This is a genomic window from Natrialba chahannaoensis JCM 10990 (assembly GCF_000337135.1).
In the GTDB taxonomy this organism is placed as follows: Archaea; Halobacteriota; Halobacteria; order Halobacteriales; family Natrialbaceae; genus Natrialba; species Natrialba chahannaoensis.
In genome coordinates this window covers 89,206-114,322 of sequence record NZ_AOIN01000100.1, presented here as the reverse complement: position 1 = coordinate 114,322, position 25,117 = coordinate 89,206, and the positions used below count along the sequence as shown (strand labels likewise).

Genomic DNA, 25,117 nt, shown 5'->3' with positions numbered 1-25,117 from the left:
GTGGGCGGGTGAGCGGCGTAAGCCCTTCGTTCGCCCCTCCCGTGGGGGCGAACTGGAGGACTTCCGCAGTGTAGTGAGAGTAAAGGGTTTTCACCCTTCGTTGGCTATATTGCGGTATGCTCCGGTGGATCTTCGCGCTGTTGCTCATCCCGTTTCTTGACGCGATGTTGCTCGGGATCGTTGTCTGGGAGGTCGCCGCAATCTCCTGGGTCGGTATGGTGCTTCTCGTCGTTCTCACAGGCCTCATCGGTATGCTCCTCGTCCGCGCAGAGGGCCGCAGAACGCTTCGAAAGATGCAGCGCTCGCTTGCCCGGGGTGATCCCCCGACGAATCAGCTCCTCGATGGGGCACTCTTGATCGCTGCCGGTGCGTTCTTGCTCACGCCCGGCCTCGTCACGGACCTTATCGGTTTCCTGATCGCGATTCCGCTCACCCGGATCCCGATCAGAACTGGTCTCAAGCGGTACATAATCGTTCCCTATGCCGACAAGAAAACCGGCGGTCTCGCAAGCGGTGCAGTCTGGACATTCGGCTTCCCCGATGGTGATCACCCAGACGCAAGCGGCGCTGGCACAACGCAGGGGACCACCGGAACTGGTGTCGGAACCGGCACCGCAGGTGGTACGTACGACCTCGGCACTGACGACTACTCGGTCGATACTGGTTCCAGCTCCGGATCGGAAGCAAGGTCCAGCCGAGATAGCGCCACCGACGACACCACGATCGATCTCGGGACAGACGAGGAGACAGAGAACGCGGATGACAATGACGAAGACAGTCAGCACGCGCGGTAGCGCGTCTCACAGGACGAAGAGAAAGAAACGCTTAAACATACCACCGAGCAACTAACGAGTGCAGACGCGGGCCAATAGCTCAATCAGGTTGAGCGCCACTCTGATAAGGTGGAGGCTCTCGGTTCAAATCCGAGTTGGCCCACTTCTTGCGACGAACAAACTCGTGAGCCGCAGGTGCGTGCTGCCGCGAGGATTTGAATGACGGAAGACGCACGCTCACGAGCGCAGCGAGTAAGGCCGTTTCCAGGTGGTTCAAATTTCAAACCCGAGTCACCCATATTCTCGCCGGGACAAATTTGCGAACATAACGAGTGAACCTGTCTTCGGGAACTCACAGCTATCCGTTCACAGCCACAGCCACAGCTACAGCTACAGCTATCCACTCATGCTCTCGATGCAACGTACTCTACACTCGTCTTCGAACTTCGCTACAAGTGATGTCTGCCACACTCTGCTGATCCGTGCAACTAAGAATCCGATATATTCGACACCATCGATGACCGCGTGCAACGCGGTCCTTGTTGCGTCTCTGTTCTCACAGGAAACCACTCACTGCTTTGCTTCATCTCGGTGGTACTCGAGTACGCCACAGTGCACAGTGCCCAGTTCCTAGCGACTTCCACCACACATGCGACGGACAGGTGTGATAAGAATATCAGGTAAGTAGTAGGTATGAGAGAGTTCTTCCAAGTAGAACATTCTATCACACAATAATGATCCCGCCGGATATTGCAATATATCCTCGAATCGAGGATAATAGAGCGTGTATTCTTAAATATTATGTAGTTGGTGTAGAGTGCGAAGAAATCCCGAATGTAGCTAATTTCTTGCCTGTTAACTGTGTTTCAAGGGTTCAACAGTGCTTTCAGCGAAACTAATAGAGATACTAATATATTTGTGCGATGTATAACTGAATTCAGATAGTTCGGCGAGGCTGTCGTCTCAGGACACGTTTGAAATAACGAGCCCTTCAGCACGGAGAACAACACCCACGTCGCCGTTGTCACCCTCGAACACTTCTTCGTGCGAGGTAATATCGTCAACACCGGCACCAACACGGAACTGTTCTACGTCCGGCAGGGATGCAAGCGTCCGTCGTTCCTCCGGCTGTAACTCGAGATCCTGCAGGAAAACCGTCTCCTCGCCCGCCTGACAGCGCACACGAACCGTCGCGGCCCGTGGCAGTTTGTTCTGGACGACTAGCGTCCCTGCCCCAAGCCCGACGAGTCCCTTCACGGTCGCGACGAGCATCGAGAGGTTCGTCGCACGAATCTGATTCCCGATTTTAGTGAACTCTTCCTCGAGTGCATCGGGAACCGCGGCCGGTTCCGGTGGGAAGTTCTCTGGATCGTTGCGGTAGACGAGTAGAGTGAGCGATGAGACGAGGACACCGAGCAGTCCAAGGAGGATGAGGAACCACGGCAGTCCGGCCTCCTCTTCCGGTGTCTCAGTCGTCGAGTCGGATTCGTTAGTCGAACCTGAGTCGGACTGGTTGGACGATGGCTCGTCTGGGTCGTCCGAACCACCGGACTCATCGACCGGTTCGTCGTCGATAATCTCGACACCGACACCGACTGTCGAAGCGGTGGTTGCGTTGTCCGTTTCAACGGCAAAGTCGTATGCACCGATCTCTTCTGGGGCGTCGATCGTCGTCGAAACGGTCGTCGATTCCCATGGGCCGAGCGTCACCCGGTCGACGTAGACGAGTTCGTCATCGAGCATGAACTCGACGTACTGGTCGCCGGGTTCAGTACCGGTGTTGTTAATCTCTGCAGTGAGCGTGAGTTCGCGATCGGTGTCGTTGGTGTAGTCGCCGGTCAGATTCTGTGGCTCGTAATGGGTGCTTTTGGATCGAACCGTGGCGTTCGCAAGCGCCTCGTCGTTGTTGCTGAGGATTGCAACCTCGATCATCGGAACGTCGGTCTCACTGGGACGGTAGAAGAACTGTTCAGTTGTCCGTTCACCAACATCGAGCGAGACGTTCTCCCGGTCACGAATGTGTCTCAACGTCCGATCCGAATCGGAGATTCCGCTATCGGTCCGCAGTCGGACCTCCTGCTGGCCGGCGATTTCGCCAGTATTCTCGATGACGACGGTTGTGACGAGTTTTTCGCTCGCGTTGACCGGGTCATTGACCTCCTCGATCGTTACCTCGAAACCGCTTCCGGTGATTCGGGGCTCGTCGGTGTCTCCGGAACCAGGTGTAATCAGTTCGGCGTCGACACGCGGTGCATCTCCCTGTTTCGTCTCGTACGAGAACGTCTCGGTGAGTGTCTCGGCACCGTCTAGTTCGACCGTCCGATTCTCGATGTGGTCACCGTCGACGTAGAACTGAATCGGATATTCCTGTGGTTCGTCCGGGATGCGGTCCGAGCGATCGTATTCGATCTCGGCAATGAGCTCAAGTGTCTCGCCTTCATCGGGGTTGTTCTGGTCGACAAACGTAGCCTGAACGTTCTCCTCGTGTGTTGCCTGGCCGATGACATCGACAGATGCGGTGTGTGAATTATAGCCGCTCTTAACCGTTGCGTCGACGGATGGTGAGTCGTTCTCATCGGTCTGATACGTGAACGTCTCGACGGTCTGCTCGCCGGGGCTGAGTGCGACTGGTCTCGTAGTCACGTGCGAATCGTCGATCAAGAAGTCGATAATGTAGTCCTGTTCACCGTCGGGGATGTTCCCGTGGCGAGTAATTTCTACAGGAACCTCAAGCTCGTCGCCCGCAGCAGGGAATCGCGTCCAGTCGTCGGTGATTTCGACATCGACGCTGGCCTCGTTGACGGTGATATCGGTCGTGTCAGTACTCCCATCCTCGGTACGTACACGAGCACTCTCGATTATGTCGTCACCTTCTTCGGTTTCGTATTCGAATGTGACCGTCCCCGAGTCATCACCATCTAGTGAGATCGAGTCTGTCAGTGTCTCTTTGATCTCGTCGTTGCCATCACGAAGGAAGAGCTCGAGTTCCTGGTCATCTGACCCGTAGTGTGGATTCGTGACTTCGACAGTGATAGAGAGCGTCTCCCCTTCTCCAGGGCTGTTCGTCTCGGTAATATTGGGCTGGAAGTCGACCGTATCGTGTTCGGTATACTCGACGACATCGTTGCCCGCTTCGACTGTCGAGCCGCCGTTGACAGTCTGAACCGTGCCGTCGTTGGTGAGTTCGAGTGTATCGTTGAGGTAGACTCCATCTGTGACGACGAGATCAGGGTCGTTCTCCGCGACGCGGACTTCGTTGTCACCGACCATGACTGGTTCACACGACTCTGTCACAACGGTGCCGCTCTCGAGGTCGACGACCAGCGCGTCACCACCAGCGGAAACGACGGGATCCGGTGGCAGCGACTCTACATCCGCACTCGAACCCGTGATAACGTACTCATCGTCGAACGTAACGACTACCGTATTTGAGTAGTCGTCCGACGAATCGGTACACTGCTGTGTCACAGTCGACAGTATCGATGGTGGGGGGCCATCGAGAGTCGTCGTCGATCCGCTCGTCTCTGCTGTCGGCCCATTGGCCACATTGATTGCACCCACTGTACCAACACCGAGAGCGACGAGCAGGACTGTCAACACGAGCACCACCCCGAGTGATCGAGGGACACGCCGACTGAAGCACAAACCCGATCCAGCGCCCGAAGTCACGTCCCCGTTCGTCATGCTGTGTTCGCTCCGTGCATTGCTGTCGCTGGTTCGGTTCCATCTCGTTCGACGGGACAACTCATCGTCGGCTGTTCGCCAGCGTCCCTGTGCTGCTCTGTCATAGTTTCTTCTTCCGCGTCGCCTCGAACCAACTCGAGTCGAGTCGCTCTTGACGAGCAGTAGGAAATCCATTCATATCATATTGCCGGCCCCGCGAGGTGTATTCGAGCGAGAGGGGGCCGAAACAGTTACCTATACACACCGAACGGCCGACGAATTTTTCACGGTCTGGTGTGACGGCATCGTAACGATGCCACGATATCCTGGGGGGCGCTCTGTTTGTGACGACGAGAGTGACCGGGACCCTTTGCGAGACCGATCACCGACTGCCTCACCGACAACACAGACCGCTGCCAACGCCGACTCGAGTTCGACCCCCCACTCGAGTACCGGACGCAACGGTCTGACTCGGCGCACTGCGCTGAGTGCGATGACGACCGCCGCGGTTGGACTAACGGCGGGCTGTCTCGATTCGATCCGCCACATAGGGCAGACACGAGTTCCGGTCGATCCCGAAGACCCCGGTGACGATCCGGATGCGACGCCGGGTGAGTTCTACCACCTTCTTGAGGAGAACGATATTGCGGTTAACGAACTCTATCACGATACGGAGGACGACGACTGGATTCTGTTCTATGAGTCTGCTGCGTCGGATGCGGTCGAATCAGACGACGAGATTGCGCTCATCTACCGCGTGTTCAGCGAGGGGTTGGTTGACCGCGGTGCGGAGGTCAACCACCTCTACACCGAAGTTGAGGATCGGTTCGATGGGCAGGTGGAAGGCTGGGCGGTCAGCGCCCAGTGGGCCCAAGAGCACCTTGATGGAGAGGCCTCGGATATCGAACTGTGGAACGCGATTGCTGGAACGAAGCAGTACGAAGACGGTGAAGGGCCGGGCGATGGGGGGAACGAGTCCGACGAGTCGACGACGGGGAGTGACGAAGAATCCGACGAGACTGCTGAAGACGACGAGAGCAGTGCTGAGGACGATTCGGAAGGCTCGGAAGGCGACGGAGACGACGGCACGGAAACGGACACTGCGGAGGAAGACAACGAAACAGAAACGGATACCGCGGAGGAGGACAGCAACGACAGCACTGAGACTGACGAGTCGGATGACGCAACCAACACTGAAACCACAAATGGCACTGAAAGCGACGAGTAAGTGCACTGAGCAGAGCCATCACAAGCAGCCCAGAATCGCCCCCGTGAGCGACCAGCCAGAACCCGCACCGTGGCGACGGGTTGCTGGCTCCCACCGGTGATCCCGTAGCTATGGCGTTATTCGAACTCGAGCGCAACGCGAACTTCGAACAACTCATTCGGCACCTCGAAGCCAGCTCGAACCCGGACATCCGCCGTCGTGCTGCCGAGATCCTCGGTAGCCTCGAGACGAGTGCGGATGATACGGTCACTGAGGGACAGCCCCGATCTGTTCGGGACGATGTCGTCGACGCACTCATCACGGCGTCACAGGACGACGAAAGCGACGAGGTCCGGGCCGCAGCGATCGACGCGCTGGACCAGTACGGCCAGGACGCACTTGAGGCGTTCATCGGCGAGCTCTCGGGGCAGGACTTCGAGAATCTTGCAGAGTGGAAGAAGGCGAAGGTGCTTGCACGCGGCCTGTCGGCCGACCGGGCTGAACTCCGGATGGCCGCTGCAACTGGCCTCGGACGGATCGGCGAGGACAACGTCGTGAAGGCGCTTGTCAACCGACTGGACGACCCTGATCCGCGAGTTCGGAAACGCGTTGCCCGCGCATTGGGGCGTATCGAATCCGCAGGGAGTGTCCCAGCGCTTGCGAAGCGATTTCACGCCGACACCTACGCCGTCCGAATCGAGATTGCCTACGCGCTCGCGGATATCGGGACGGACAACGCGCTTCGCGAACTCATCGATGTCGCCGACGCGGAGGACGAGGTGCTCCGGCGGATCGCGGTTGACGCACTCGGTCGCCTCGGCAGTACGGAGGCCGTTGAAGTCCTCGCGAACGCGCTGAGCGACGAGACGGACATTGTTCGCCGGACGGCCATGTTCTCGCTCGTCCAGTTGCTCTCGGAGGCCCCTTCGAACGCGAGCCACCAGGTGCGCGAGAAAATCGTCGGGGAACTCGAGGCGGCAGACACCGACGAGGTGATCGATCCACTGATCGAGATTCTGGATCGGAGTACCGAGACGGCACAGCGGCGCAACGCCGCGTGGCTTCTCGGACGCGTCGCGAACGACAACGACGGCCAGACGGAGGGCGCACAGGATGCGCTCATTGAGACGATGGGCGACGACGACGAGATGACTTCGAAGTTCGCCGCGACGAGCCTCTCGTTGCTCGACAGCGACGGCCTGGAGCTGCGGCTACTCGAGCTCGTTGAGGACGGGCTGAAAGACGAGGAGCTGCGCGTCAAGGCGCTGTTCGTACTGGGGAAGATCGGCACGGATACCTCACGGCGACGGCTCTCGAGTTTCGTCGAACGAACCGACAGCGATCGGCTGCGAAAGCGTGGGTTCTCCGCGCTCTCGAAGTTAGGTGGTGTCGGTACAGTGGCTGGTGACCCAATATGAGCAGTGGAGAACAGAAGCTGGCGGACGTAACGGGGAAGTTTACACAGGTCGTCCGGGAGGGCCGCAAACTCTCGGATACGAACTGGTCGAACGGCCGCATCGTCCTCTCGAACAAGCGAATCGTGATTGTCAGCAACGACGGGAAGGTGACGATTCCGCTCGGGAAGGTGCAGTCGATCCGCGGCCGGTACGACGTAAATCAGACCGTCGCGAAGGTCTCGAACTACATCAGCATCAACTACGGGGCGAACGTCTACCTCATCTCGATGGGCGACGTTCAGGAGTTCGAACTCCAGATCCAGAAGGCGGTGCTGGACGGCGAAATCGTCCTCGTGAGACATCCCGCGGTGAAAGGCGGGGTCGTCCAGGACTCCTCGTGGCGCAAGGCGCGCGTAAAGATCAACGAGGGTGTCGCGAACTTCGCCATCGAGAGCGGCGAATTCGTCCAGATCGAGGTTGACGACGTGGGGACTGTCGAGAGCGACGAACGGACGGTTCGCTCACAGGAGCGGCCCGTGATCGAAGCCGAGCACACAGAGGACGGCTCAAGTGTCCAGACGTATCTTTCCGGCTCGAGCCAGAACTGTGCGATGTTGAAGTCCGTGCTGGATCGCGGGGCAGAGAAGAACGCCTCGCAGATCGATCTCTCCGGAAAGGAAGAAGAAGTGTTGATGGCGATCTACTCGGGTGTCTCGCCGTTCGAGGTGCCGGAATTTTTGGATATCGATACGGACGAGGTCGAGGAGATTTACGAGCGCCTGATCGAGCTACAGGTGTTAGAGGAGGTTCGCGTTCGACGGGAGGTCGCATTGAAGCCGCGTGGGCGGAACATTGCGAGTGAAGCGATGAACAGCAAGTGAGGACTGACACGGGCACGGGGGCGGTCGGCAACGTTCGCAGCGGTACTTCCGGCACTTTCTATACTGAGATTAGAGCGGGTAGGTGCGACTAGTTGTCCAGCAAATCGAGAGAATAGTGTGGGAAACCAGCGTGTTCCCCATCCCCAGTTGTGTCGTCTCGCCTGTCGTGCGCAGTGTGTCGTCAGCCGGCCCTCACTCGGTCTTGAGGTAGCTCACGTCACGTTCGAGCTCGTAGCCACGCGGGACGCCGACGTTTTCCAGACAGTCGTTACAGAGTGGCTTCGCGTAGGTGCGATTGTTCGTCTTGCCGAGAATATTGGCGTCGTCGAGTGAGACGATGTCATCACAGCGGCTACACTCGATCTTGTCGCCGTCAACGATATTCATGCCGCAAATTCGTTCGAGCGGGGAGATAAGTCTCCCGGCCGACTGGTGGTGGATCGAGCTGGAACAGGGAAATTGGCCACTAAGTTTAACTACCTGTCCAGCAGCTCGGCCATTAGGTTTAAGATATACAGGTATCGGCAGTTAGAGTTAAGAGTGTAAAGTTTGGCAAGTAGACTTAATAACAATCACTCTGAACCTGTGTCCACTGCCCGGTATCGCCGGGTGTATAATACCAATGTTCGAACGAATTACAGACGACGACCGCGGTCAAGTGGGGATCGGCACCCTCATCGTGTTCATCGCGATGGTGCTGGTCGCTGCGATTGCCGCGGGCGTGCTGATCAACACGGCTGGCTTCCTGCAGACGCAGGCTGAAGCCACCGGTGAGGAATCGACGAGTCAGGTGAGCGATCGCCTGCAGATCGTGAGTGAGTCGGGGAGCGTCGCTCCCACTACGTTAGGTATCCATGATGGGTCTAACGATGGTGAACTTACAGTCACAGTGACGCCAGACGATGAGGCGCATACTGGGGAAGATATAACAATTTCTGTGGGCACCAGTGCTGCTGATGGGATCGAAGACACGCAGCTTGGTGAACTCCCAGAAGAAGTGGGAGTTGAAGGTGAGTTTGTCCTCGATGGGCTTCCTGAAATTGCTGATCTGGAAGTCACTATCGACGGTGACTCGTTCGCTGCAGAGACTGCACAAGTGGACACGACTGTCGCTGATCCAGAACATGACTTCGGCGCTCTCGAAGCAGCAGACGCACCAGCCGACAGTTCGCAGGTCTTCGCAGCGATCGAGCTGCCAGACGGAACCAATGAAGACTTCGATGAGTCGGAAATCGAAAACGAATTAGCTGTCCGTGCAACGGATAGTGACCGCAGCCAGGGCATCATTGAAGAGGTTGTCTTCGAAGCCAACGAGGCTGCTGACTTCGAGACTGCTGCAGTTGAAACTGCACTCGATGACGCCAACCTCGACGACGATGACGTGGCAGTCTTCGACCTAGGCGAACTTGACGAGGGAGACTACGTCCTCGAATTGATCGGCCTCGATGAAGAAGCCGTCGACACCTTTGCAGTTGATGACACGGGCGACGATCATGTGATTACAGACGGCGCAGCTGGACCAGTCGACATCATCCCGACTGAATCTCTTGAGTTCGGTGACTTCGAAAACCGCGTGAGTGAAGTCCAGTTCGTCACTGCAACGGCACCTGGATCGAACCCGATTGACCTCGAACAGACCTCTGTTCAGTTCATCGGCGAGCAGGGCGCAGACAGTGTTGCAATCAGTGAAGCCCGGAACGTCGAGAACATTCAGGGTGTCACTGACGGTGTGCTGACGGACAGCACTGACCGAGCGGAAGTGACGTTCCGTGTCGTCGGTGAGATTGATAACTACGACCGTCTGACCGAAGGTGAGCGGTTGTCGGTTATCTTCACGACCGACTCCGGTGCGACGACGGAAGCGGAACTTCGTGTTCCAACGACCATTACGAACGATGACGAATCGGTGAGGCTATAACAATGTTCGAAACCAACAATGACGACCGCGGTCAGGTTGGGATCGGTACCCTCATTGTGTTCATCGCAATGGTGCTGGTCGCCGCAATCGCTGCGGGCGTCCTGATCAACACTGCAGGTCTCCTGCAGTCGCAGGCCGAAGCGACAGGTGAAGAGAGTACTGAACTCGTTTCCGAGCGGATTGATGCCACGAGTGCTGTCGGTATCGTAGACAACGATGGCGGTGCAGAGGATGGACACCTCGAAGAGATCCGCGTTGGCATTACTGCCGCACCAGGGGCAGATGATATCTCTCTCGAAGATACGATAATCCAGGCTGTCGGTCCAAACGGACAGTCTAACCTCGTCTACGCCGACGATGAATTCGACCACGATGCTGACGAAGTCGAAGATCTCGAGGGAGCGTTCGTCGCTGAAAATGACAACGACGAATACGTCACCCCATCTGACGCAGTCCTCGACGACGAGAACGACTTCACGCTCGTCTTCAACCCAGAGGACACGCCGTTCGGAGATGGTGAACCGTTCGGTGAGGGAGACGAGTCGACACTCGACATCGTCTCGCCATCGTCCGCAACGACCCAGGTCACGCTGACTGCGCCTGACCTCTTCAGTGAGGACGGCGAAGCAGTTCGACTCTAAGTCGGCACAGCTGACCGCATTGCAGTTTATTTTTTAGCCGGTGCGTGCTCAAACCACAGTACAAGCGAAGAGCAACAGCAAGCACAGTACTGTGCAGTGCAGGACTGTCCCAAACCGACAGGGTGAAGACTGCTACCCAGCGCATCGTTACTCGAGTACACCACTCCACACCGAAACCGAGTAATCGACACCTGAAGACACGACTGGCCAGAGCGCTTTTAAGAATCTGAGACCTCAAAGAGACGTAATGGGGTTCAGTACGAGCGGCGCTGTTCTCGTCATCCTGGTTGGCTTCCTCGTTGCCGTCAGTGTCATCGTCCCCACGGTGTTCAGCGTCGGCGCGGCGACCGGCGACGCGTTCGCCGCCCAGAACGACCAACTGCGGGATCAACAGAACACCGCGCTCTCGATTGACACCTTCGAGTACATTGGTGACGATGACGAACACGACGCTCTCGTCGTCGTGACCAACGACGGGTCGACCTCGCTCTCCGTCGACAAGACCGACCTCGTCGTCAACGGCCACTTCTACCCCACGCACGGTTACGACGACGAGACCACGATCATCGACGGTGACGCAGAACGAGACGAGAGCGACGTCTGGGCCCCCGGCACGCAGCTCGAAGTCGAACTCTCCGACGGCGGCGACGCGAACGGCGAACTCGAGTTCGCCGGCGACGAAGACGAGGACAGTATTCGCATGACGACTGAACGCGGTGTTGCTGAGACGGCGTGGATTACGGTATCGGAGTGAACCCGGCGCAAGCGCGCGGCGGTTGCAGACGAACGCGGGCCAGAAGACAAACCAAGGACGAACCACAACGAATGGAGCACGAATAAATGTCGAGCGTCTCGGCGACCCACCTGATCATGTTCATTGGCAGTCTCGTGATCGCCTCGGCGGTCGCGGGAACGGTCATCATGGAGGTCGGGAACGTGAGCGACTCGATCGAAATGCGCGGTTCATCGGTCGCCGAGGAGATTGAGACCGACATCGCGATTATCAGCGACGAATCCCAGGCTGAGGCGATGGTTACTGCACCCGACGGTGACGACGTATACGAAATCACGGTTCTCGTGAAGAATATCGGCAGTGGGGATATCCCAGCACAACAGAGCGCCGTCGATGCGCTCGTTGACGGGACGTATTCCCCCGTGACGAACGTCGAACGGATCGACTACGACAGCAACACCTGGGACGCCGGTGGCGTTGTCGAACTCACAATCGAAACCCATCAAGTAAGTGGCGACACGGACGTGGCGGTGCTCGTTACGGGCAGTGAAGACACGATCACGTTCTACTGGGACGAAGACGACGACTGAACGGACCGAACAGAACTGCAATGAACTCAACCCACACATGACACTACTGCTATTCAGCCAACTCGGTGGCGGCGACGACTCGGACGACGCTGACGATACCGACGCCGACGAGGGCGACGACCTCCTCGGCAGCGACGACGGCTTGATCGGTGACGACCTCGGCTTCGAGGACGGCGGCGACGACGAAGACTCGATGGACGACGAGCTCACCTACCGCCTCGACGAGGTCGAAAAGGAGGTCGACTCCCTCGAGAACAAGGTCGAAACCGTCCGCGGTGAGAACGAACAGATCAGCGACTCAATCACGAGCGTCGAACGCAACGTCGACAAGCTCGTCGACATGTACGAGATCGTCACCCAGGGAATCAACCCCTTCGTTGGCGACCAGGAACTCGGCAACGCGTTCGAGACTGCCGCGGGACAGGGTGGTGTCTTCGGCGGCGAGGACGACCCCGCCGACGATATCGACGACGATATTATGAACTCCGAGGCGGAGGACTTTCTCGACGACGACCTCGATGAGGAGCCTACAGACGACGATTTCGACGAGGTCGACACCTTCGAAGACGGCGACGAGGATGTCCTGGAAGACGAGTTCGACGATGACGATGATGACGACGATGTTGGCGACGACGGCACCGACTTTGATGACGAGTTAGCTGCAGACGAGAATTCGTTCGACGACGAGCTTGGCGTCGAGATGGACGCAGAGTCGGAGCTATCCGACGAACCCCTCGACGAAGCCGCCGAAGATGACGACGAGAACGACGACGAGATTGAGATGGGCTCCACCGAGTCGACCAGTGACGCAGACCCAGATTCCACTGCTCCTGAGCCAGACCCAGCAGCCGAGGATCCATCCGCCTCAGCGCCCGACGGAACGAACGGCGAGGACGGCGACCTCCCGTACCTCGTCACCGTCCCTGCCAGAAACGACGCCGAACTGGCGGCACTCGAGTGGCTCCAGTTCCTCGTGGATGCGGTAGGACTCGAGGGGGCGGCACAGACGATTGCGTACTACGAGTCGGTGGGGTGGATCTCGTCGCCGGTGGAGACGTACTTACAGCGGTTGTTGAACGGGTTTGGTGGCGACGAAACGCCGTCTGCGGCTGGTGAGGTTGAGCCGAAGTCGGTGCTGCGAAACGATGAGCACAAGCGGAGTTTGCGGTATATTGCGGGAATTGCGACGCCAGAGCGTGATATGCCGGACGCTGAGGCTGTACCAAGCACTGAACCTGTGCAAGGGGTTGAGCCTGTCTCGGGTGCAGAAACTACGACAGCGCCTGCCGTTGGTGCTGACACTGGCACTGATACCGCCTCTGTGCCTGATAATCGCGATGAGACAGTCGCTGCGGCCAGCGCAGAGACGGCACCTGCACCGGACGCGTCACTCGAGTCCAATTCAGTGGACGCCGCTGCGAGCGAGTCGAGTGGAGGGGTGATGGAGAACGGTGCGGGAGGTCCTGAGCATGAGTCTGGAGGGAGGCACGGGTTAGAGGAGGAAGAGCAGGCAGCTTCGGAGGTGGCTGAGGGGGGGTCGGAGTCTGAGTCTGAGTCGGCGTCTGAGCCTGAGCCTGAGTTGGAGTCTGAGTCTGAGTCGGAATCAGCAGTAAACGACCGCGGGTCGGGTGACCCGCGGCTTTATTGATTCCCTCAGCCCTGCAGTTCAAGCACTCCGCGCTCTGCGATACGCGCGGATGAGGATGGGCGGCTTACAACTCGCCCCGACCCGAACAGACGCACCAACCTAACTTGCGGTTGGGTTTTGTGAGTCCGGTAATTTACCTCGTCTACATCTTCGATACCCCGATACTTCGCCCACGCTCGCCACGCCACGTTCACCGACGCATTCCTGTCAGCGTGGTCTTGCGTGACGGCACACTCCCCATTCGTGCAACGGAATCGGCGGCCCTGTCGATACCCGCGCTCACCACAACATGAACACGTCTTCGAGTTATGATACGCGTCAACCGTATCACACGGAATCGACCGCCACAACGCCTTGTAACGTACGAAGTCCTCGAACTTGTGGAACGGGAGCTTGTGCAACCGTCGATTCATATACGTGCCGTACTCGATAGCGTCGCGGATACCACTCAAATCCTCGAACACGATGACCGGGTTCGAGAATTGCTCAGCGAATTCGACGACGGCGAGCGACATGCGATGGAGAACCCACTCGGTGTAGCGTTCCTCCTTGTCGCTGAACGTGCGGTGGATGCTGGTTTGCCCGTGGGTTTGGCATCGTTTCTTCACCGTGTGATACCATTGGCGACGGGCTTTCACCGAACCGTAGTCAATGACCAGCGTGCCGAGCGTCTCGTGTGACTCACGGTCGAGTGCGGTGAGTGCGACGTTGCGTTCGTTGATGTCAACGCCGACGAGCGTGTCTGCTTCTTCCTCGGGGTCGGGGATGGTGAACTCCGTAGTGACCGTGACGTGTAGGTGGTACACGCCATCTCGGTACAGGAGTTCAGCTTGTCCCACTGACCAGTTATCGTTATCGAGTGCGTTCTTGAGTTGGTCAATATCGGTTTTTCGAGCCCGCAAGTGACCTCGGACCGTTTTGTACGGCTTCGGACTGATACGGAAGTCAACGCGGTCTTCCTCTTCATCGATGGAAAGCTCGTATCCTTCCATGTGTGCCATTACGATCGGGTACGCACCCGTCTTATCCGTAGATGGCGGCGATGGATTTCCGGCGCGAGTGTCGTCTTGGTTGTGCCACCAGTCGAGGAGGCGCTTGTATGACGTCCACGTACCGAGGGCTTTGCCAACGACGGCGCACTTGTTGTTGCGGAGGAAGTCGTCGCGGTCAACTTCGCGTTGAATCTCCGTTCGATTGTACCCATCTCGTTTGAGGTCGATGGTTTCGTTGAATATCTCGCGGGCTGTGAGTCGAGCGTCGTGAAGCCACTCGGGGTTGCCCGACTCGATGAAGAGGCGGGATTGAATAGTGCGAGTAGCTTCTTCGACACCCATAGTTTGACTATCGTTGCGAGCCATTATAGAACTGGTGTTTCGGCTTGCCAGAGTACCGCTGTCATGCGCATTCAATTAGTTTGTGCAAGTATCACTTCGTCTGGTGCCCCAAGTACCGGCACAGTGTCCTCGACATGGTACGAGATGACCTCGAAGACGTGTTCCATGGGACGGCTGGGCGGTTCGGGCATGATATTGTGGCACTGGAGATTGCGTCTGACCATGTTCACTTGTTCGTGGCGGCCGACGCGAAGTGGAGTCCCGCTGAGATTGCGAAGCAGTTCAAGGGGTATTCGGGTCACGAGATTCTACGGAGGTATCCAAATGTCAAGCAGGCATTCTTCTGGGGGAGCGGGTTGTGGAAGGATGGGTATTACGTGGGGACGACGGGTGAGGTTTCGGAAGAGGTTGTTCAGCGGTATATCGAGTCGACGGTTCATTGAGGAGAGCTTACGCGATTCACCCCCGGGCCAGGTGACCCGGGGAACTCTCGCTGCTTACTTTAGAATCGTGGGTGGAGTCGGGACAGGACTCGACAGCAGATGTGCGGTGCGGTGAGTCTACGTCTGAACCCGAATCCGGGTCCGGGCCAGGACCAGAATAAAGGTCAGAGTCTTAGTTTGCGCCCGAATATTACCGTTCGTCGTCACAGCGTGCTGGACGTTACCAACTGACCGGAGGCGATAGCGGCTCTGTATGCTTCTCTTTTGATCGGTGGATAATGGCGTCTACACCGGGAGCACTGTACACACCGAATGTGCCAGTGTGCGTCGGGTTGACGGTACCAGCCAGAAGTTTTGTATGCTGAGCTTTCAAAGGAGTCTCTACGACACGTACGCGGTCGCAGTCGACGCCGGTTGTCGGTAGCCGTGGCGGCTGTCGACGCGTGACCGCGATCGACGAAACTGCTGCAGACACGCGGTGCGGACCGAGGAACGCAGAACGAACAATGGGTATTGCGGATAACACAGCGGCGATCAACGACCTCAGCAAGTCCATCATTCGGTCGTACGACGAGATGGATCTCCCGGCACGGTTGTACGTTCCGGGGGTACTGCTGCCTGCGTTCCTGTTCTTCCTTGCGACGATCGTCATCGCGGTGATTCTCGATGTCTTCTTGCTGGTCAAACTCCTGATTCCAGTCCTCGGACTTGTGATCTTTCTCGCGGCAGTGGGCTATCCACGGCTGGCGGTCGACCAGCGTCGCATCGAGATGGAAAACCGGTTTCATCTGTTCATCATCCACATGACCATCCTGTCGACGACGAACATCGACCGGATGGAGGTGCTGCGCAAGCTCGCCCAGGAAGAGGAGTACGGCGAACTGGCAGACGAAGTCCAGCGCGTTGTCGACCTCGTCGATGTCTGGCACCTGAGTCTCGGCGACGCCTGTCGCCGTCGGGCGAAGGCAGTACCGAGTGAATCCGTTGCAGACCTCTTCGAACGGATGGCCTACACGCTCGGTGCTGGCCAGCAACTCGATGAGTTCCTGCACCAGGAACAGGACGTCCTCGTGGAGAAGTACTCGACGGTGTACAAGCAGTCACTTGGCAACCTCGACGTGCTGAAGGACCTCTACCTCTCGCTGATCATTTCGATGACGTTCGCGCTGGTGTTTGCAATCGTGCTGCCGCTGCTGACCGGGAACGATCCGACGCTAACGACTAGCATCGTCATCGTCCTGTTCGTCTTCATCCAGATCGGGTTCTTCTTCGTCATCCGCGCGGTCGTGCCCGACGATCCGATCTGGTATCTCGAAGACGGCTATCGTACGGCGACAAAGAAGCGAATGCTCGCTTCGACCGTCGTCGGCGTCGGATTGAGCGTTCTCACCGTCTTCCTGCTCGGGCTGATCTTCGTCGACGTGATTCCGGAACCGGGTGGACTCCCACTTCGTGACCTGCCCTCGATGCTCCACATGCCTATCGCGACCCTCCCGCTGTTGATCCCGGGACTCGTCTTCTGGTACGAAGAGCGACGCGCGTTCGAGCGCGATCGGGCGTTCCCGAACTTCATCCGTGCACTCGGGACAAGCGAGAGCGCAAAACAGAGCACCACCTCCGAAGTGCTCGCGACGCTGCGCTCGAAGGACTTCGGTCCACTCACCGAGAACGTCGACGACCTCTATCGGCGGCTAAACATGCGCCTGAGCACCGAGAAGTCCTGGCGTTACTTCACCGGCGAGACGAACACCTTCCTGATCCAGAAATTCAGCGAGATGTACCTGGTCGGTCGCGAGATGGGCGGCGGGCCGAAGCGACTCGGGGAACTTATCAGTACGAACATGAGCGAGATCATCAACCTGCGCGAAGAGCGCAAGCAACAGACGACCACGCTCGTCGGTGTCATGTACGGTATCACCGCCGCCTCGGCGTTCGCGTTCTTCATCGGACTCGAGTTGGCCCTGATGCTCTCGAGTTTCGATATCGATCTCGACGGCCAGATGGGCGGTTCGCTCATTCACACGAACGAGTACAACGTGCCGGTGCTCCGATTCCTGATCGTGCTGGTGTTGATCTTCAACGCGTTCATCTCGTCGCTGGTGCTTCGGGTGGCAGATGGCGGCCATTTCGGGAATTCGTACATTCACTTCACAGCACTGCTCTGGATTGGCGCGGTGACGGGAACGCTGACGGAGCGACTCGTCGATGTCCTCATCACGGTCGATCTGTGATTGGCTGGTCGTAATTGCTCGCCGTTTGCATCACTTTGTCTGGGCGGGTGTTCCATGGATATGGAGGTGACGTGGTCATCGTTATCGTCATCGTCACATCATCGTCATAGCTATCGTTGTCGTCACGGCCATCGCTGTGGCTCGTTTCCTGCTGACTAACACTATAGCCCACTGGACAGCTCACCCCGATCAGCGGTTGGACGGCTCCAGACGACTGGCCACAAGACAATTAATGACTGCGTCGAAATCGGTGACGTAGACAACCATGCGTTTCGACCGAGAGCAGCGATTTTACGCGGCGACACGTGGCATCGAATCTGTCCAGAGCGGCGCGCTCCTCTTTGGCTTCTCGCTTATTCTCTCGTTCTTTATGGGGACGGTTATTTTCATGAACGGCGGGTAGCCGGCTGGCGCTGACGTTGTTGCTTTCGCTTTCGCTGTCGCTGTCGCTGTGAGCCGTTCGAAACCAGCTGTACGCTCTCGCTGTCCTCCCGTGACCAACCGTTGAGATCGTGAGGAAACCTACTCGAGTGCGTCACGCAGGTCGCCAATCGTATCGGTTTCGTCGAGTCCGTGTTTGGCGGCGGTTTTTCGCAGTTGTGTCTCGGAGAGTTCAGGAGTGAATTCGGATTTGGCGAACAGGAGGGAGGCGGTTCGCATAGTGGGTGTGTTACGGGCGACGTGTTGGGCATACCAGAGGACGAGGTTGTCGAAGGTACCGACGACATCGTCGGAGGCGGTACGGTGGCGGACGGTGTCGCTGCCGAAGCGGGAGACGATATCGATTGCGAGCCGGGCGTCGGCGCGCTCGAGTTCGTCGGCGAGGATGGAGCGAGCGTGTTCGGGGCTCTGGGGTGGTTGTGGGGTGGGTTGTTGTTGCTGGTGCTGGTTCTGTGGCTGCTGTTGTCGCTGCCGCCGTTGTTGTTGCTGTTGCCCACCCTGCTCTTGGTGCGCTCGTTCCTGACGGGGGTCGTCTTGTCCTTGCGTTGGTGCGTGCTCTGACGGGCGTGCCCCGCGGTTTGTCCCAGTGTCCGTGTTGTGTCCACCTGCAGCGTCTGCAGTGGGCTGTGTCTGTGCGCTGGCGGCCTCCTCACGAGTGGCCCGCTGTGTTTGTGTTTCCTCAGGGACGTTCGGCGGGCTGTGGTCGGCCGAAACGACGTACCGGCTCTCTGAAACCTCGGCTACGTAGGGGCTCTCGGTGAAGTCCAGTTCGTCGGGCGAGAGGACGCCACCGCCGTTGTTGCCGCCGGGTTGCTCGCTCGGGAGCACGGGGGGTACGTCGGCGTCGTCCGTCGAGTCTGGGTCGCCACCCTCGTTACGATCTGTCATGGAACGATCGATAGTCGGTGTTCGGGGGCAATCGAAAAGAAACCTTTGTTCGGGTGAGCCGTGTGAGAACGGTGAAATCGACGAGTGGACGAACGCATCCGCTCGGTGTGACTCCAGTGATCTGGCGGCTCGGAGCGTCACGGGCCAATCGGCCACAATTACTTAATACGTAGGTTGTCATAGTTTTCCTGAATGACGACTCGTAGCCATCCGGAGCGTCGAGCCAGCAGGCAGGTTCCGATCGGTGGCCGATTAGGGATGGCAACGAGCGAACGCGCGGTAGACGCCAGCGGAACAGGTTCACCATGGTACTCTCGATAATCGGAAACATACTCGGAGATGGCGATGGCGACGGTGGTAGTGGCCGCTCGAGCTCCGAGAACGATAGCGACGACATCATCGGTGGTGACCTCACCGGCAGTATGAGCGACGACGAACTGCTACCTGGGGCGCGATCGGAGAGCGCCGGCGGTAGCAACGGCGGAACTGGCGGCGATGGCACTGGCGATGACGACCTCTTTGACGACGGCGACCTCGGTGGTGATCTTGACGGTGATCTCGATGGCGGTGGCGATGACTTCCTCGATGACGACTCGATGTCGATGGACGACATGGGTGAGATATCCGAGATGGGCGATATGGATGACATGGGGTCGATGGACGGAATGGACGACGGCACCACCGTCTCGAGCGAGATCGAAGCACGCGTCGAAGAGATGGAGAACAGCGTCGGCTCGCTTTCGTCGACGGTGAACACCGTCCAGAGCGAGAACGAAAAGATCGGCGAATCGCTCGACGATATCGAGGAGAACATCCGGAAACTACTCGAAGTCTACGAGATGGTAACCCAGGGTGTCAACCCGTTCGTCGAGGGAGACACCCTCGCCGATTCGATGACCGCCGGCGGTGCCGCAGGAAGTGGGAACTTCGGCGGCCAGAGTCTCTTCGACAGCAACGACGACGGCGAGGAGGACGAAGCGATCGACGAGGACATCGCAAACGCCGAAGCCGATGACTTTCTGGACGAGAGTATCATCGACGAGGACGACGGTTTCGACGATGGCGATGACGACCTCGACGATCTGGAGGACGATATGAGCATGGACGCAGATGCAGACAGCGACCTCGATGCAGACGCTGACTCCGGTGGTGACGATGACCTGTCGTTCGATGAATTGAAATCCGAGTACGACTCCGGCGATGCCGACTGGGACGCCAATAAGGCGGCCAACGACAACCTCGATGATGGAGGCTCCCAGGATGCCGAGGACGTCGCGGGTCCACTTGATGACGACCTCGAGGACGACTCGTTCGGTGACGATCTGGAAGACGACTCGTTCGACGACGACCTCACAGTCGAGGACGAACCGGTTGACGAAACCGCCTCGCTGATCGACGACGCGGACGCCAATGCCGCGGCGAACGACGCTACGGAACAGGCCGATGCCAGCCTCGAACACCCCACGTGGGACGACGGCGGTCGACCCTACCTCGAAACCATCCCCTCCGAGTACGACACCGAGTTCGTCGTCATGGACTGGCTCGAGTACCTGGTCAGCGAACTGGGGCTCAACGGCGCGGCTCGGACGCTTCGCTTCTACGAGTCGATCCACTGGGTGAGCACTTCGGTCGAATCTCACCTCCAGACAGTGCTGAACGGATTTGGTGGCGGTCCTGACATCGGTGACCCGGAACCCCACTCCTCGCTTGGCGTCGAGCACAAGCGAAGCCTCTGGTGGATTAGCCAGATCGCCACTCCGGAAAAGAAGCGCCGCCCGTTCGACGTGTGGGTCGCAGACGAAGGCATCATGATCGAGCAGGCGATGGCCGCCGCGGAGCAACACCAGCCAGAAGCTGCCACAGCGGACGACGCTACGCCGACCACGGGGGACGTCGGCGAAACGGACGCAGCAGCGACAATCGACGACGAGAGGCCGGCCACAACCGCGGGAGAAGAGCCCGCTGTTGGCGCTCCCAGCGAGGAACTCACGTTCGACGAATCGGCAGCTACCACGCGCCAACACGAGTCGTCACCGGAGCCAGAGCCAGAGCCAGACCCAGAGTCGGAACCGGTTGCGGTGGCGGATACCGACGAGCACGCTGCTGGGTCACTCGATACCCACGACTCTCCCGACGGTGCACTCGAGGAGGATGCGAACGACCATGTCAACGATAATGATGATGACGACATCGAACTCGAGTTCACTACGGACGAATCGCTCGATCCGTTCGCGGTCGAGGGCGACGAGCACGGCTCGACTGAGCACAGTGAAGACGACTGCTCGGAGTTGGGTGTGGGTGACGAGGAGACGGCAGCTGCGACCGCAACCGCGGACGAACTCGAGTCCAGCGGGGCACAGAAAATCTTCATCGAGGAGGCAGAGGAGGAGGCGGACACGCCGAGCCCAGACCACCGCAACGACCCGGCCGCCGACCGAGTCGAGCCGGAAGCGGAGGTCACGGACGGCGGACAGATGATCTGGGTCGATTCGGATGTCGTGCTCTCTGAGTCCGGTGCCAGACTGTGTAACACGCGTACCACTGCCGGTGGCGTCGACCGCGGGGCGCGAGCCGAAATCGCAAAGCCGCTCGTTGTCTCGGACGAACCAGCCGATCTCGAGGGCTGGCAGGTCGAACGGATCAAGCTCTTGCTCGCCCCGGAAGAGTTCGACATTGACCGTGAACATGGAACCGACCACGAGGAGGCGGCTGACGAGCACGAACAGGCTCGTGAGCGTGAGCAGTAACCACCCGTGGACGAGCACCGAGCAAGTAGACTGAAGAGCCAGGAGAACGAGCCACGAGGCAAGACGAGAGACGATGAGTCAGTTTAAAAATATCTTCTCACTCGGTCTCGACGACCGCGACCGACTGAACAAGGAGCTCGGGGGCGGTATCCCGACTGGAAGTATCGTACTGATGGAAGGCGACTACGGTGCCGGCAAGAGCGCGATTTCACAGCGCTTTGCGTACGGCCTCTGTCAAACGGAAAAGTCCGTGACGTTTCTCTCGACAGAGCTCGAAGTCAAGGGCTTCGTTGACCAGATGGACTCGCTGAACTACAACGTTGAGGAACATCTCCTCTTCGAGAACATGCTGTTCCTCCACGGCGACCTCGACAGCGGCGGTGTGCTCTCTGCGACTGATGAAGAGCAGACGCGCCAGGATCTGTTGACCGACCTGATGGACGAGGAAACCCTCTGGTCTGCGGACGTCATCATTATCGACACCTTCGACGCCATTTTGCGAAATGACCCGAAGTTCGAGGCGCTGGTTCGACAGAACGAGGAGCGTCAAGCCGCCCTGGAGATCATCTCGTTCCTGCGAGACGTGATCTCTCAGGGGAAAATCGTCGTGCTAACGGTCGACCCGTCGACGGTCGGCGAGGAGGCAATCGGTCCGTTCCGCTCGATCGCGGACGTGTTCATCGAACTCGAGATGATCGAGGTCGGGAACGACATCCGCCGGCAGCTGTTCATCAAGCGCTTTGCGGGGATGGGCGAACAGGTCGGTGACCGGATCGGTTACTCGGTTCGGTCCGGAACAGGGATCGTGATCGAGAACCGGAGTGTTGCCTAGAGGGTGATTGTGGCATGACGGAAATGGGGACGCCGAAGCCGTCGGACGAGCTTCAGGAGCTGGCTGCACGCCGTCCACACCTGCGTGAGCACCTGAAGAAGTTCAGGCAGATCACAGGCGAGTTCCCGCTGTTGATCGACGAACCGTCGGGCGAGTACGAGACACCGCATCCGAACGTCCTGTACCCGGTTGGTGGCCCGATCTACAGTCACGTCTACGGCGACGTAGGGACGAAGATGCAGTACTTCGCGGTCGAGCCGACGCTGTCGGACGAAGAGCAGTCGGTGTTCTCGACGGTCAAAGACTCGTTGCTTCGCCGAAGTGCGACCAAGGCAGCACCCGAGAAGGACGCAGAGTACAGCGACCGGATCGAGGAGTTGCTGAGCGAGACGACCCACATCAAGGGAGACGAGGTTGAAAACCTCGTTGAGCGGCTCAAGGTCCGCTTCCATCCGGGCATTCAGGAGATCCCACAGGAAACCTACGAGAACATTCGGTATCGGCTGAACCGGGACATTGTCGGTCTGGGGCCACTCGAGCCGGTCATGCGCGACCCGGCGAACGAGGACATTCACGTGATCGGCCCCAACGAGTGTTACGTCGATCACGGCGTCTACGGGATGGTTGAGACGACGGTTGACTTCGGCACGCAAGAGGAGTTCGACCGCTGGCTCTCGAACATGGGTGAACGCATTGGGAATCCGATGACCGACGCCGAGCCGATCGTCGACTCGACGCTGCCCGACGGCTCGCGTCTGAACGTGATCTACAGCGACGACGTGAGCGTGAAGGGGCCCTCCCTGACGATTCGTCAGGGCGACGAGGTGCCCCTGTCGGTCACCCAGATTACGAACTGGGGGACGCTCTCGCCCGAGCTGGCGGCGTACCTCTGGCTCTGTCTGGAGAACGAGCGAACGGTGTTCGTCGTCGGGGAGACGGCGTCCGGGAAGACGACGACGCTGAACTCGATTATGTCGTTCATTCCGCGGGATTCGAAGATCTACACCGCAGAGGACACGGCAGAGGTGCTCCCGCCACACGACACCTGGCAGCAACTGCTCACCCGTGAGAGTCGCAGCGAGGACAGCGCCGATGTCGACATGTTCAACCTGGTCGAGGCCGCGCTGCGTTCCCGTCCTGAGTACATCGTCGTGGGTGAGGTTCGTGGTGAGGAGGGTCGGATGGCGTTCCAGGCGGCACAGACCGGTCACCCGGTCATGCTTACCTTCCACGCGAGTGATATCGTCTCGATGATTCAGCGATTTACGGGTGACCCGATCAACGTCCCCGAGACGTTCATGGACAACGCTGACGTGGCGCTGTTCCAGAACCGTGTCAAGCAGGGCGACGATGTCCTGCGTCGCGTGACCTCGGTTCAGGAGATCGAGGGCTACTCCGAGCAGATGGACGGTGTTGTCACCCGACAGGTGTTCTACTGGGACCCCGTCGAGGACGAGATCGTCTTCCAGGGGATGAACAACTCCTACGTGTTAGAAGAGCAGATCGCGACCCTGCTCGGCTACGCGGACACGCGCGACATCTACGACGACCTGCAGTTCCGTTCGGACATCATCGAACGGATGATCCAGGAGAACATCCTGGCCTACCACGAGGTGAACGACACCATCGATTCGTTCCAGCGCGACGGTGTCGAGGGTCTGCCGTTCCACGTGACGCGGCCGGACTAAGGTACCCGTTCTTGATTTCGACCACGCCGGCGAAAACGTGTAAAGAGCTAAGAGATTTCGACGAGAAGGAACTGTCATGTCAGAAGACGTCGTTGCCGACTTTACCGGCCGGTTCTTCCGCAATCACGGGGAGTCACCGGGCACGCCAACGTCGGGGCGAATCATCATGACGAAACGCCGCCTAGTCCTCGCGACGAACAACGACAAGACGACGATTCCGCTCTCCACAGTCATTGACGTCAACGTCGGAAACGTCCCCAGTCACGTCAAACAGTTCTTCGACGACACCGTGACGATTGGCTACAACGACGACGGTCAGACCCGCAGCGCTGTCATCGAGAGCACGGGCGAAACCGTCGACACCTTCGTCGCAATTCTCTTTCGCTGTCTCCTCAACGGCCGCAAAGCGGCGGTCAAACACCCCGCACGCGTCGGTGGCCGCGTGAAAGAGACGCCCGTCGTGCCCGGCAAGATCCGTATCAAAAATCGACGAATCGAAGTCGCGAGCAAGCGCGGAACCTTCAGCTTCGATGTCGAAACCGTGATGCGAATCCAGCGCTCGAACAAACTCGGCGACAGCGCAGACCGCGTCACGCTGGTCGTCAAGTACATCGACACGGACACCGACGCCGGCCTGACGAAGACGTCACTCATCTCCCCCGCCAAGAGCCAGTACGTCAACCTGCTCGGGCGCTTCCTCCGACTTGAGTTCGACGACCTGCGCGAGGAGGTCGCCGACATCGAGCTGACGAACCCCGAAAAGCGTGTGCTGGTCGGTATTCACGCGACTGGCGGCGACATTGACTTTACGAATATGCTCGACGGCGACCCGGCGTACGTCACGAACGTCCTGAATTCGGTGCAAAACAAGGACCTGGTACTCGAGAACGCCAGCGGTCTGTCGCTGACCTCGAAGGGGCGAATTATCGTGAGCGAGCGGATCGAGGACGTGAACGCCTGAGTCTGGCCAGTGTGCGTTCTGCAGTGGTGGTGTGGTGGTGTGGTGGCTGTCTCTCCTTGTACTTACGATTGTCCAGCACTCCTCCTCGATCCAAATCAGAA

The 25,117-nt window shown here is 58.6% G+C and carries 20 protein-coding genes and 1 tRNA gene; 17 read left to right on the top strand and 4 right to left on the bottom strand.

The features are described 5' to 3' along the window. Nucleotides 1–116: 116 nt before the first annotated feature. On the top strand, nt 117–794 hold the full coding sequence (locus C482_RS19930) for an FxsA family protein (protein ID WP_006169651.1): 678 nt from the start codon (nt 117–119) through the stop codon (nt 792–794). Nucleotides 795–862: 68 nt separating this feature from the next. Beyond that, nucleotides 863–936 (top strand) — tRNA-Ile (locus tag C482_RS19925). 800 nt (nt 937–1,736) lie between these two features. Here the strand turns inward: C482_RS19925 and C482_RS19920 are convergent. Continuing rightward, on the bottom strand, nt 1,737–4,334 hold the full coding sequence (locus C482_RS19920) for a hypothetical protein (protein ID WP_241431963.1): 2,598 nt from the start codon (nt 4,332–4,334) through the stop codon (nt 1,737–1,739). Nucleotides 4,335–4,929: 595 nt separating this feature from the next. Between C482_RS19920 and C482_RS19915 the strand changes: the two genes are divergently transcribed. From C482_RS19915 to C482_RS19905, 3 genes are all read left to right on the top strand, one after another. After that, nucleotides 4,930–5,664 carry a hypothetical protein gene (locus C482_RS19915; protein ID WP_049897033.1) on the top strand — a complete coding sequence of 245 codons (735 nt, stop codon included), beginning with the start codon at nt 4,930–4,932 and terminating at the stop codon, nt 5,662–5,664. 110 nt (nt 5,665–5,774) lie between these two features. Beyond that, nucleotides 5,775–7,061 carry a HEAT repeat domain-containing protein gene (locus tag C482_RS19910; protein ID WP_006169648.1) on the top strand — a complete coding sequence of 429 codons (1,287 nt, stop codon included), beginning with the start codon at nt 5,775–5,777 and terminating at the stop codon, nt 7,059–7,061. After that, nucleotides 7,058–7,921 carry a CheF family chemotaxis protein gene (locus C482_RS19905; RefSeq protein WP_006169647.1) on the top strand — a complete coding sequence of 288 codons (864 nt, stop codon included), beginning with the start codon at nt 7,058–7,060 and terminating at the stop codon, nt 7,919–7,921. Before C482_RS19910 ends, C482_RS19905 begins: the two co-directional genes overlap by 4 nt. Before the next feature lie 192 nt (nt 7,922–8,113). Here the strand turns inward: C482_RS19905 and C482_RS19900 are convergent, their stop codons facing one another. Then, a complete protein-coding gene (locus C482_RS19900; protein ID WP_006169646.1) occupies nt 8,114–8,308 on the bottom strand; it encodes a hypothetical protein in 195 nt (64 codons plus the stop codon). Between the two features lie 235 nt (nt 8,309–8,543). Here C482_RS19900 and C482_RS22930 point away from each other — a divergent pair, with 235 nt between their 5' ends. The 5 genes from C482_RS22930 to C482_RS22695 all read left to right on the top strand — a co-directional run bounded on the left by C482_RS22930 (nt 8,544) and on the right by C482_RS22695 (nt 13,451). Then, nucleotides 8,544–9,839 carry an archaellin/type IV pilin N-terminal domain-containing protein gene (locus C482_RS22930; protein ID WP_006169645.1) on the top strand — a complete coding sequence of 432 codons (1,296 nt, stop codon included), beginning with the start codon at nt 8,544–8,546 and terminating at the stop codon, nt 9,837–9,839. 2 nt (nt 9,840–9,841) lie between these two features. Beyond that, nucleotides 9,842–10,480 (top strand): archaellin/type IV pilin N-terminal domain-containing protein, encoded by a 639-nt coding sequence (locus C482_RS19890; RefSeq protein WP_006169644.1) that lies wholly within the window; start codon nt 9,842–9,844, stop codon nt 10,478–10,480. A gap of 247 nt (nt 10,481–10,727) precedes the next feature. Then, complete coding sequence (locus tag C482_RS19885; RefSeq protein WP_006169643.1) at nt 10,728–11,234, top strand: flagellin; 507 nt, start codon at nt 10,728–10,730, stop codon at nt 11,232–11,234. 86 nt (nt 11,235–11,320) lie between these two features. Further along, nucleotides 11,321–11,803 carry a flagellin gene (locus C482_RS19880; RefSeq protein ID WP_006169642.1) on the top strand — a complete coding sequence of 161 codons (483 nt, stop codon included), beginning with the start codon at nt 11,321–11,323 and terminating at the stop codon, nt 11,801–11,803. Between the two features lie 37 nt (nt 11,804–11,840). Next, complete coding sequence (locus C482_RS22695; RefSeq protein ID WP_006169641.1) at nt 11,841–13,451, top strand: FlaD/FlaE family flagellar protein; 1,611 nt, start codon at nt 11,841–11,843, stop codon at nt 13,449–13,451. 5 nt (nt 13,452–13,456) lie between these two features. On the opposite strand, the gene C482_RS19870 is transcribed toward C482_RS22695, so the two are convergent. Next, the gene (locus C482_RS19870) at nt 13,457–14,785 is read right to left on the bottom strand and encodes an RNA-guided endonuclease TnpB family protein (RefSeq protein WP_006169640.1); all 1,329 of its coding nucleotides are present in this window, start codon (nt 14,783–14,785) and stop codon (nt 13,457–13,459) included. Between the two features lie 44 nt (nt 14,786–14,829). On the opposite strand from C482_RS19870, the gene tnpA reads away from it, so the two are divergent. From tnpA to C482_RS21955, 3 genes are all read left to right on the top strand, one after another. Next, on the top strand, nt 14,830–15,228 hold the full coding sequence (gene tnpA / locus C482_RS19865; protein ID WP_049897031.1) for an IS200/IS605 family transposase: 399 nt from the start codon (nt 14,830–14,832) through the stop codon (nt 15,226–15,228). A gap of 506 nt (nt 15,229–15,734) precedes the next feature. Continuing rightward, nucleotides 15,735–17,459: an archaellar assembly protein FlaJ gene (gene flaJ / locus C482_RS19860; RefSeq protein WP_006169636.1), complete on the top strand. Its 1,725-nt coding sequence runs from the start codon at nt 15,735–15,737 to the stop codon at nt 17,457–17,459. A 265-nt stretch (nt 17,460–17,724) separates the two neighbouring features. Then, nucleotides 17,725–17,862, top strand: coding sequence for a hypothetical protein (locus tag C482_RS21955; protein ID WP_006169635.1), 138 nt, complete (start codon nt 17,725–17,727; stop codon nt 17,860–17,862). A 119-nt stretch (nt 17,863–17,981) separates the two neighbouring features. On the opposite strand, the gene C482_RS19855 is transcribed toward C482_RS21955, so the two are convergent. After that, entirely contained in the window at nt 17,982–18,788 is an 807-nt protein-coding gene (locus C482_RS19855; RefSeq protein ID WP_006169633.1) for a DUF7500 family protein, read from the bottom strand. 305 nt (nt 18,789–19,093) lie between these two features. Here C482_RS19855 and C482_RS19850 point away from each other — a divergent pair, with 305 nt between their 5' ends. The 4 genes from C482_RS19850 to C482_RS19835 all read left to right on the top strand — a co-directional run bounded on the left by C482_RS19850 (nt 19,094) and on the right by C482_RS19835 (nt 25,016). Then, nucleotides 19,094–21,535, top strand: a complete 2,442-nt coding sequence (locus tag C482_RS19850; protein WP_006169632.1) for a FlaD/FlaE family flagellar protein — start codon at nt 19,094–19,096, stop codon at nt 21,533–21,535. Nucleotides 21,536–21,608: 73 nt separating this feature from the next. Next, nucleotides 21,609–22,367 (top strand): ATPase domain-containing protein, encoded by a 759-nt coding sequence (locus tag C482_RS19845; RefSeq protein WP_006169631.1) that lies wholly within the window; start codon nt 21,609–21,611, stop codon nt 22,365–22,367. A 14-nt stretch (nt 22,368–22,381) separates the two neighbouring features. After that, on the top strand, nt 22,382–24,055 hold the full coding sequence (locus C482_RS19840) for a type II/IV secretion system ATPase subunit (protein WP_049897029.1): 1,674 nt from the start codon (nt 22,382–22,384) through the stop codon (nt 24,053–24,055). A 76-nt stretch (nt 24,056–24,131) separates the two neighbouring features. Continuing rightward, the gene (locus tag C482_RS19835; RefSeq protein WP_006169628.1) at nt 24,132–25,016 is read left to right on the top strand and encodes a CheF family chemotaxis protein; all 885 of its coding nucleotides are present in this window, start codon (nt 24,132–24,134) and stop codon (nt 25,014–25,016) included. The last annotated feature ends 101 nt before the right edge of the window (nt 25,017–25,117 follow it).